Below are 9006 nucleotides of genomic sequence, written 5' to 3' on the forward strand. Positions count from 1 at the left end.
TGGCTGTGAAAGCTGGACTTTTCGGTATCCGGCAAGGCGGCGAAGTCGTCTTCGTCGGCGGGCTTGCCGTTAACCAAGGGACTGAACACTACGGTGTCGCCGTCGCGGAAAAGGGCGATCTTAAGGTCTTTCGCGCGCCGTTCGACTTTGTCGACCGCTTGGTTGTAACGTTGCTTGACCTCCCGATCTATGGCCGTTTTGCGCCTTTGATAAGCCGGATTCTCGAAGGCAGCCGGAAAGGTTGCGAGCAGATTGTCGACCAGCATTTCGATATCGGCGAGCAAGGATTTTCCCTGGCCCGGCGGAAGTTGCAGGGCGAAAGGCTTGCGCGGGTCGTCGAAATTGTTGATATAGGCCCAGTCGCTCGAAGACGGCCGCTCCTTGGCTCGCGCTTTGAGGTAATGGGTCACCAGCGAAAGCCGTCCGGTTCCGGCTTCGCCCATCACGTAGATGTCGTAGCCCGGTCTTTGCATGGCGACGCCGAAGGCGATGGCGGTCTGCGCCCGGCTCTGTCCCAGCATGCCGCGAAAGGATTCCAGGTCCTCGGTTGTGGCGAAGGGCAGTTCCTCCGGTCGAATGCGAGCTTTGAGAGCTGCGGGAGGAAGCCCGGACATTCCGTAAGAGTTCGTCATCGGGGATATGCTGGCAGCGGTATTTTTTGGCGGTCGGAAAGCTATTTCAACGGAACGATCTTGGCTTCCGATGTGGAGGCACTCCGCATTTTCCGGTCCATCTGCTGTAGTGCGCGCGGAAATTCGCTTTGGATGCGCGGCATGATCTTCAGTGAGTCTTCGGTGTAATAAACCGCGTCGTAAGGGACCGGCTGGTCCAGGGCGCTGCGCTCCGAAGATCGAAAATTCTGCCAGGCGAGCACGATATTGCTGCGGGAAACGGCGCCATCCAGAAAGACGGTTTCCTCCGGATCGATCACGGCCAGATACTGCATGCTGCGGATAGGGACGAACAAAGCCTTTTCGCCGCTTCGATAAAGCAGGGTTCTCGACCGGTTGTAAACGACGGCGGCCAGATTGCGCCTTTCCCGCTTGAGCTCTCGGGTACGATAAAAGATTTCTTTCGTGTACATCTCGCCGCCCTCGCAATAGGTTCCAGCTTACGCTAACGCTTAGCCCGGCCAGTTTCAATCATCTGGAATACAAAGTGTGAGTTTGCTATATTCGAAAGGCAGACTTGTCAAGAAAGCCGGGATGTAAGCACTGCTGGCGTCCCACTTCTGGTATGAATTTAGTGGAAAGCCCCGGCATGTCGAGTCAGTTCTCACTCTCCGTTCCAAGTGCCAGCGTGAACGCGTCCGGACGAGGTCAGTCCAATTCAAGAATCATAAAAGACCATCTCATCAGCACCGTTACCCTTTGAGTTTGGAGAAAAACTATGACGATAAAAGTTGCTATCAACGGATATGGCCGTATTGGGCGAAATATCCTGCGGGCGTTGTACGAGTCGCGACGGACCGGGGAAATTCAAATCGTAGCGATTAACGATCTGGGCGACGCCAATACCAACGCGCACTTGACCAAATACGATACGGTACACGGACGCTTTCCGGGAGAAATTTCGGTGGATGGCGACTACATGATCGTCAACGGCGACCGGATACGCGTGTTTGCCGAGCGGGATCCGGCCAAGTTGCCCTGGCGCGATCTGGGCATAGATGTCGTCCACGAGTGCACCGGCATATTCACCTCCAAGGCCAAGGCATCGGTCCATCTCGAAGCGGGGGCGAAGAAAGTGATCATCTCGGCACCGGGGGGAGAAGACGTGGACGCTACCGTCGTTTACGGCGTCAACCATCAGACTCTGAAGGCAACCGATACGGTGATTTCAAACGCCTCCTGCACGACTAACTGCTTGGCGCCGCTGGTCAAGCCTTTGCACGAGGCGATCGGCGTTCAGCACGGTCTGATGACTACGATCCATTCCTACACCAATGATCAGGTGCTGACCGACGTTTACCACAAGGATCTGCGTCGCGCTCGGGCCGCCACGCAATCGATGATCCCCACCAAGACCGGCGCCGCGGCGGCGGTCGGATTGGTATTGCCCGAATTGGCCGGCCGGCTGGACGGTTTCGCGATTCGAGTCCCGACCATCAACGTTTCGCTGGTCGATCTCACTTTCGTCGCGTCGCGCAAGACCAGCAAGGACGAGGTTCACGACATCATGCGCAAGGCCTCGGAAGGTTCATTGAAGGGGATTCTCGGTTACAACGACCTGCCCTTGGTATCCATGGATTTCAATCACGATGCCCGCTCCTCGATTTACGAGGCGACCCTCACCAAGGTCATGCAGGGCAACATGGTCAAAGTACTGGCCTGGTACGACAACGAGTGGGGCTTCTCCAACCGTATGTTGGATGCCACGGTGGCTTTGATGGAAGCTAGCTAGACACGAACGATTAATTCAATGAGACGAACGAAGATCGTAGCGACTTTGGGACCGGCGACCGACGATCCGGCCATTTTGGAGCGGGCCATAAGAGCGGGCATCGATGTCGTCCGGCTCAATTTTTCCCATGGCGACGCCGAAACCCACAAGAAGCGCGCCGAAGCGGTGAAGGCGATCAGCCGCAAGCTGAATCGGCATGTCGGCATTTTGGTCGATTTGCAGGGACCCAAAATCCGGATCGCGCGTTTCCAAGGGGACGGCAAGGTTCATCTTCGGGAAGGCGCGCGCTTCGATCTCGACACGGCTCTCCCCCCGGACCAAGGCGACGAACGTCAGGTCGGGTGCCTGTATTCCGATCTTCCCAAGGACGTGAAGCCTGGCGACGTTCTGTTGCTGGACGACGGCCGCATCGAATTGGGCATCGACAGGATAGAAGGCTCGCGGATCGTCTGCCGGGTGGTCGTCGGGGGCGAGTTGTCCAACCACAAGGGCATCAACAAACAGGGCGGCGGCTTGTCCGCCGCCGCGCTGACCGACAAGGACAGGGAAGACATCAACACGGCCGCCGAAATCGATGCCGATTACCTCGCCGTATCCTTTCCGCGATCCGCCTCGGATATCCGTGAAGCGCGGGACTTGCTGCGCGCCGCCGGGGGAGAGGCGGGGATCGTGGCCAAGATCGAGCGCGCCGAGGCCCTGGAGCCGGGCGTGATCGAATCCATCGTCGATGCATCCGACGCCATCATGGTGGCACGCGGCGATCTCGGGGTGGAAATCGGCGATGCCCAGTTGCCGTGGGTCCAGAAAGATCTGATCAAGCTGGCGCGAAGCCGGGACCGTGCGGTCATAACGGCCACGCAAATGATGGAATCCATGATCCACAGCCCGATGCCGACTCGTGCGGAGGTGTTCGATGTGGCCAATGCGGTGATCGATGGCACCGATGCGGTCATGCTTTCCGCCGAAACGGCCAGCGGCAAATATCCGGACAAGGCGATCGCGGCGATGGTCCGGATATGCAAGGAGGCCGAACTGCACCCGCGGGTTCGGCAGTCCACCCATCGTATCGACGAGACGTTCGACTACATCGACGAAGCCATCGCGATGGCGTCCATGTATATCGCCAATCACTTGCCGGTTAAGGCGATCGGCGCGCAGACGGAATCGGGATCGACGCCGCTGTGGATGTCGCGCATCAGTTCCGGCATCCCGATTTACGCATTGACCCAGCACGAAAAGACCTGCCGCAAAGTGACTCTCTATCGCGGCGTTTATCCCATCAGCTTTTACAGCACGACATCCGACCACGCGGTGCTGAACCGGGAGATCATCAACGAATTCCTGAGCCGCGATCTGGTCAAGCCGGGCGACCTGGTCATCCTGACCAAAGGTGATCTTACCGGCGTGCGCGGCGGTACCAACGCCTTGAAGATTGCCCGAGTCGGCGCCGTATAACGTGCGGGCCGCCGTTCGGGGCTGTCGATTCCTGCTTTTTTCGTCATGAGGGAGAAAACATGAACGGCGACTATCTGACGCGATTTCTCATCCACGAGCAGCGCAAGAATCCGAACGCCACGGGCGAGTTCACCATGCTGCTCAGCGATATCGCGACCGCCTGCAAAGCGATTGCGCACGAGGTGAATCGCGGCGGTCTGGCCGGCAATCTCGGTATCGCGGGTTCGGAAAACATCCAGGGCGAAGCGCAGAAGAAACTGGACGTGATCTCCAATGAGATTTTCATCCGATCGCTGGAGTGGACCGGCCATCTTGCGGCGATGGCGTCGGAGGAAAACGACGAAATCATCCAGATTCCGCCGAGTTATTCGAGGGGCAAATATCTGATTTGCTTCGATCCTCTGGACGGGTCGTCCAATATCGATATCAACCTGACGGTCGGTACGATCTTTTCCATCCTTCGGGCGCCCGAAGGCCGGGACAACCCCACCGAGGCGGATTTCCTCCAGCCGGGGACCAAGCAGGTCGCCGCAGGTTTCTGTACCTACGGTCCGACCACCCTGATGGTGCTGACGACCGGCAATGGCGTGAACGGCTTTACCTTGGACCGGGATGTGGGGGAATTCGTTTTGACGCATCCCAAGATGCGGATTCCCGAGGAAACCTCCGAGTTTGCCATCAACATGTCCAATCAGCGCTATTGGGAAGAACCGGTCAGGCGTTATATCGAGGAATGTCTCAAAGGCAAGGACGGCGGCCGGGAGAAGAATTTCAACATGCGCTGGGTGGCGTCTATGGTCGCGGAGGTTTACCGCATTTTGACCCGGGGCGGCATCTTCATGTATCCCTACGACACCCGCGACGCCAGCAAGCCAGGCAGGCTGCGCTTGATGTACGAGGCCAATCCGATGAGCTTCATCGTCGAGCAGGCGGGAGGGGCCAGTTCGACCGGGCGCCAGCGGATCATGGACATCGAGCCTGCCGGCATCCATCAGCGCGTCCCCGTGATTTTGGGATCAAAAGCGGAAGTCGAGCGGGTGGTGTCTTATCACCTGTAATCTATCGGTAGGCATTCATCTCTCCCTCTGGGACGTGGCAGAAACAAGGTTCCGATTCATGTTTCTGGCGTAGGGTGGGTTAGGCCGTGAGGCCGTAACCCACCGAGCGACCTCGAATCGGTGGGTTACGCTCCGCTAATCCACCCTACAGTCTACGGCCAGCCAAAATCCATAGACTGCGAAATCCCTAATTCATGCCTGCGCCGGGTATCATAGTGTTGTTGAGACGATGCGAGAATGCGCGCGGCGAACACGCGTTGCGCATCCGCTCCGGCGATTAAGGCTGCCGCAAACCTTCGGTTTGCCCTTGGTTTCCCTGCTGGACTTTAGGAAGGCCGTGGGGATGCAGAAGGCCGAAGCGGTAAGCCAATAGCAATAAGATGAACAGGCCGATGGATAAGCCGATGCGCACCGTCAAGGCTTTGACCGTTCGGGGAGAACGGGTGCGGTCCTTGACGAGATAAACCAGGGCCGTGCCTAGGCTTCCGACGATGACCAGGAGGAGCAGAATGATGAGAACTTTCACAACTAGATTGTCTTTTAGTTTGAGGTGGTGCGGGCACCGGATGTTTTCACCCGGAGGTGGCGATTGCGCGATTATAGCTTCAAACCGGGGCTGACTGCTTCGCTGATAGCGATCATGGTCCTTCCCCTGTTCATTTCCTTAGGCGTTTGGCAGTTGCATCGAGCCGACGAAAAGAAAAGCTTGATCGCATTGCATCAGCAGCGGATGCAAGATGAACCGCTGACCTTGGGTGCCGAAGAACCGAACTTGGAGGATGTTCGATACCGGCGAGTCATCGTTTCCGGGGAGTACGACGTGGAACATCAATTCCTATTGGATAACCAGGTCCACCAGCAGAGCCCCGGATATCACGTATTGACTCCTCTGCGCATTGCCGGAACGGACTCGGCGGTCTTGGTGAACCGCGGCTGGATACCCATGGGTGCAAGCCGAGCCGAACTGCCCGATGTGGATATTCGTCAGGCTAGCGTACAAATCGCCGGCTCGGTGGACCGCTTTCCGGGCGTTGGTTTAAGGCTCGAAGGCGCTGAAATACCCGCGGCTGGCTGGCCGGCCGTGGTCCAGGTCGTCGATCCTGAACGCATCGGCGAGCGGTTGGGCTACACGGTCCTTCCCTATCAGGTTCTGGCGGATGAAACGGTGGACGAAGCTTACATCCGGGCTTGGAAGGAAACCCACCTCGATCCCGGAAAGAACCTGGGATACGCGCTTCAATGGTTTCTGTTCGCGTTAATCGGCCTGGTGTTATATGTTCGCCACGGCGTCAAATTACAGCCTCGAAGGCAATAATTTCCCTAATTTTTCACCCATTCTTCCCATGTCTACCGCAAAGAACTCTCTGTGGCGAAATCGCGCCCTGATCATTTTTATCGCCCTAATATCCATTATTCCTTTCGGGCTGGCTTGGTACTACGCCAAGAATCCGCAGCTGATCACCAAGCGCAGCAACTACGGCAGCCTGATCCAGCCGCCGAGCCCTATCGATTACGGCGAATTGCTCGCGCACCCCGTCCGTGGAAGCGAGCTATTGTCGGAGATCAAAGGTCGCTGGGTGATGCTCCACGTGATTCCGGATAGGTGCGGCGACCCTTGCGCGGAAACGATTCATAAGACCAAGCAGATCCGGCTCATGCTGAACAAGGAAATTCCGAGGGTGCGCCGTTTGCTGCTGCTCGGAAACGATTCCGCCGCCGCCGATCTCGCTCCCGTGCTCAATGACGATGAAACCTTGCTGGTGGCGGTGACGAGCGGGGCGTTATCGCAGAAATTGGCCGCCGCCGTCGGAAAGCCTTTGACCGAGGACATGGTGATTCTGATCGATCCGTTCGGGAATGCCGCGCTATGGTACGACTCCGGGTTCGATCCTTACGGCATGCTCAAGGATTTAAAGCATTTGCTTCGCGCATCCCAGATCGGCTGAATCGGATGCCCAAGCCTTCGAAACATTCTCCGATGCGGTTTAGCGCCCTGGTAGGTCGGGAATCCCTTCCCAATCGCAAACGGCCTGGCCGGGAGCGCCGGCCAGCCCCTTCCCGACGCCGCGGGTTGACAAACCGTTTTCGTCGGCAAGGGATTGTCGACCTACGGTGGTGAGAAATGCTCTAAAGCAGAACCTTTAATCGTTCCGGATCGTCGTGCTGGAACCTCGAAACGACAATAACAAAGTGGGACTATGTTCAGAAATCTAACGCTTTTTTCCCTGGTTCTCGCCTTCTTTGTCATGGCGATGGGAGCCTATGTCCGCATTTCGGATGCCGGGCTAGGGTGTCCGGATTGGCCCGGCTGCTACGGAAAGATGATCGTCGAAGAGCCGCAAATCGCCGAGGCGTTGCGGCAGACGCCGTTCGACGCGGCCAAAGCCTGGAAAGAAATGATTCATCGCTATCTTGCCGGAGCCTTGGGCGTTTCGGTTTTGATACTGGCGGGACTCGTATTCCGGGTGCGGGAAAACCGGGGCAAGGCGATCGCATTGACTTACGCAAGCCTTGCCCTGGTGGTCGGACAAGCGCTACTCGGCATGTGGACGGTGAAATTCCTGGTCATGCCAGCGATCGTCACGGCCCATCTGATGGCGGGGTTTGTGACGCTTGCCCTGTTGTATTGGTTATACCGCACCGTGAGTCCGCAGATTCTGCCGGTCGGGGACACCCGTTGGCTGCGCCGCTTGAGCGGTTTTTCTTTGCTGTTATTGTTCGCGCAGATTTTTCTGGGCGGATGGACATCGTCCAATTACGCTGCGCTGTCCTGCCCCGATTTCCCCACGTGCATGGGTTCGCTGTGGCCGGATGCCGATTACGTCGACGGCTTTACGCTTTGGCGGGGCACCGGTCCCGACTATCAGAGAGGCGGATTGCCGCTGGACGCCCGCATCGCCATCCATTGGGCGCACCGTATCGGAGCCGTCGCGGTATTTCTGGTCCTCAGCCTGTTGGCCATGGGCATTACCTCGAATCGTAAGGTGCCCCACCTGAGCAAGGCCGGTGTGCTCCTCAGCTTTTTGCTGCTGGCGGAGATCAGCTTGGGGATCGCAGCGGTGCTGCTGCGCCTGCCGGTCGCCGTGGCGGTCGCGCACCATGCCGTGGCCGCGCTGCTTTGGCTGAATGTGCTCCATGCCTATTTTTATCTCCGCCTGCCGCGCCGAGTCGAAGCCGAAGCGCCCGCGCGCGAGGAAGCCGTCGAGCGCATCGGTGTCGCGCCGCCTGCCGAGGTCTTGCCGCCGATCGTTCCGCCGGTTCCCGTCGAAAAGGTGCCTGCGCGGCCCACGCCAGAGGGCATGTTCGTTCGGCTCAAAAGCCAGCTCGGGAAAACCCGCAGCGGTCTGACCGGATTTCTGGGTACGCTGGCGCTCGGCAAGAAGGCCATCGATCGCGACGTCTTGGAAGACATCGAGTCCCAATTGCTCATGGCCGACGTCGGCGTGACGGCGACTCAGGACATTATTCGCCATCTGACGGAAAGTCTGGAGCGGGATCAGCTAGCCGATGTCGGCACCTTGGCGGCCAGCCTCCGCGAGTATTTATACGATGTCCTGCGGCCCGTCAGCGTTCCGCTCGACATTCCGGTCGAGACGCGGCCGTTCGTGATCCTGGTCGTGGGCGTGAACGGCGTGGGCAAGACCACGACCATCGGCAAACTCGCCAAGCGTCTTCAAAACCAAGGCCACAGCGTCATGCTGGCGGCCGGCGATACTTTCCGCGCTGCGGCGGTAGAGCAGTTGCAGACCTGGGGCGAGCGGAACAACGTCCAGGTGATCGCCCAGCATACCGGGGCCGATTCGGCTTCGGTCATCTACGACGCGGTGCAGGCGGCCCAGGCGCGGGGCGTCGACGTGCTCATCGCCGATACCGCGGGACGTCTCCACACGAAATCGAATCTCATGGAGGAACTCAGCAAGATCAAGCGCATCATGGGCAGGTTGGACGAGACCGCGCCGCATGAGGTGCTCTTGGTGCTCGATGCGAGCACCGGCCAGAATGCGATTTCCCAAGCCAAGCTGTTCAACGAAGCGGTCGGGCTGACGGGCATCGCGCTCACCAAGCTCGACGGTACCGCCAAAGGCGGCGT

At 58.5% G+C, this 9006-nt stretch carries 9 protein-coding genes; 6 read left to right on the forward strand and 3 right to left on the reverse strand.

From position 1 onward, the window contains the following. The coding region (locus ABJK70_RS15980) for a Lon-like protease helical domain-containing protein (RefSeq protein ID WP_347258458.1) at positions 1 to 632 on the reverse strand (632 nt) is incomplete at its 3' end. A 41-nt stretch (positions 633 to 673) separates the two neighbouring features. After that, positions 674 to 1084 (reverse strand): hypothetical protein, encoded by a 411-nt coding sequence (locus ABJK70_RS15985; RefSeq protein WP_077732511.1) that lies wholly within the window; start codon positions 1082 to 1084, stop codon positions 674 to 676. Between the two features lie 305 nt (positions 1085 to 1389). Here ABJK70_RS15985 and gap point away from each other — a divergent pair, with 305 nt between their 5' ends. The 3 genes from gap to ABJK70_RS16000 are packed head-to-tail and all read left to right on the forward strand — an operon-like array spanning position 1390 to position 4916. Then, positions 1390 to 2403 (forward strand): type I glyceraldehyde-3-phosphate dehydrogenase, encoded by a 1014-nt coding sequence (gap, locus tag ABJK70_RS15990; protein WP_086135118.1) that lies wholly within the window; start codon positions 1390 to 1392, stop codon positions 2401 to 2403. 18 nt (positions 2404 to 2421) lie between these two features. Next, on the forward strand, positions 2422 to 3858 hold the full coding sequence (gene pyk / locus ABJK70_RS15995) for a pyruvate kinase (protein ID WP_077732509.1): 1437 nt from the start codon (positions 2422 to 2424) through the stop codon (positions 3856 to 3858). A gap of 59 nt (positions 3859 to 3917) precedes the next feature. Further along, a complete protein-coding gene (locus tag ABJK70_RS16000; protein WP_156880828.1) occupies positions 3918 to 4916 on the forward strand; it encodes a class 1 fructose-bisphosphatase in 999 nt (332 codons plus the stop codon). A 277-nt stretch (positions 4917 to 5193) separates the two neighbouring features. Here ABJK70_RS16000 and ABJK70_RS16005 read toward each other — a convergent pair whose 3' ends face one another. Beyond that, a complete protein-coding gene (locus tag ABJK70_RS16005; RefSeq protein WP_077732507.1) occupies positions 5194 to 5442 on the reverse strand; it encodes a twin transmembrane helix small protein in 249 nt (82 codons plus the stop codon). 63 nt (positions 5443 to 5505) lie between these two features. Here ABJK70_RS16005 and ABJK70_RS16010 point away from each other — a divergent pair, with 63 nt between their 5' ends. From ABJK70_RS16010 to ftsY, 3 genes are all read left to right on the forward strand, one after another. Then, the gene (locus tag ABJK70_RS16010) at positions 5506 to 6231 is read left to right on the forward strand and encodes an SURF1 family protein (RefSeq protein WP_240502651.1); all 726 of its coding nucleotides are present in this window, start codon (positions 5506 to 5508) and stop codon (positions 6229 to 6231) included. A 28-nt stretch (positions 6232 to 6259) separates the two neighbouring features. Next, positions 6260 to 6862 (forward strand): hypothetical protein, encoded by a 603-nt coding sequence (locus tag ABJK70_RS16015; RefSeq protein ID WP_133717581.1) that lies wholly within the window; start codon positions 6260 to 6262, stop codon positions 6860 to 6862. A 252-nt stretch (positions 6863 to 7114) separates the two neighbouring features. Beyond that, the coding region (gene ftsY, locus ABJK70_RS16020; RefSeq protein ID WP_347258459.1) for a signal recognition particle-docking protein FtsY at positions 7115 to 9006 on the forward strand (1892 nt) is incomplete at its 3' end.

Source organism: Methylocaldum sp., assembly GCF_039794385.1.
GTDB lineage: Bacteria > Pseudomonadota > Gammaproteobacteria > Methylococcales > Methylococcaceae > Methylocaldum.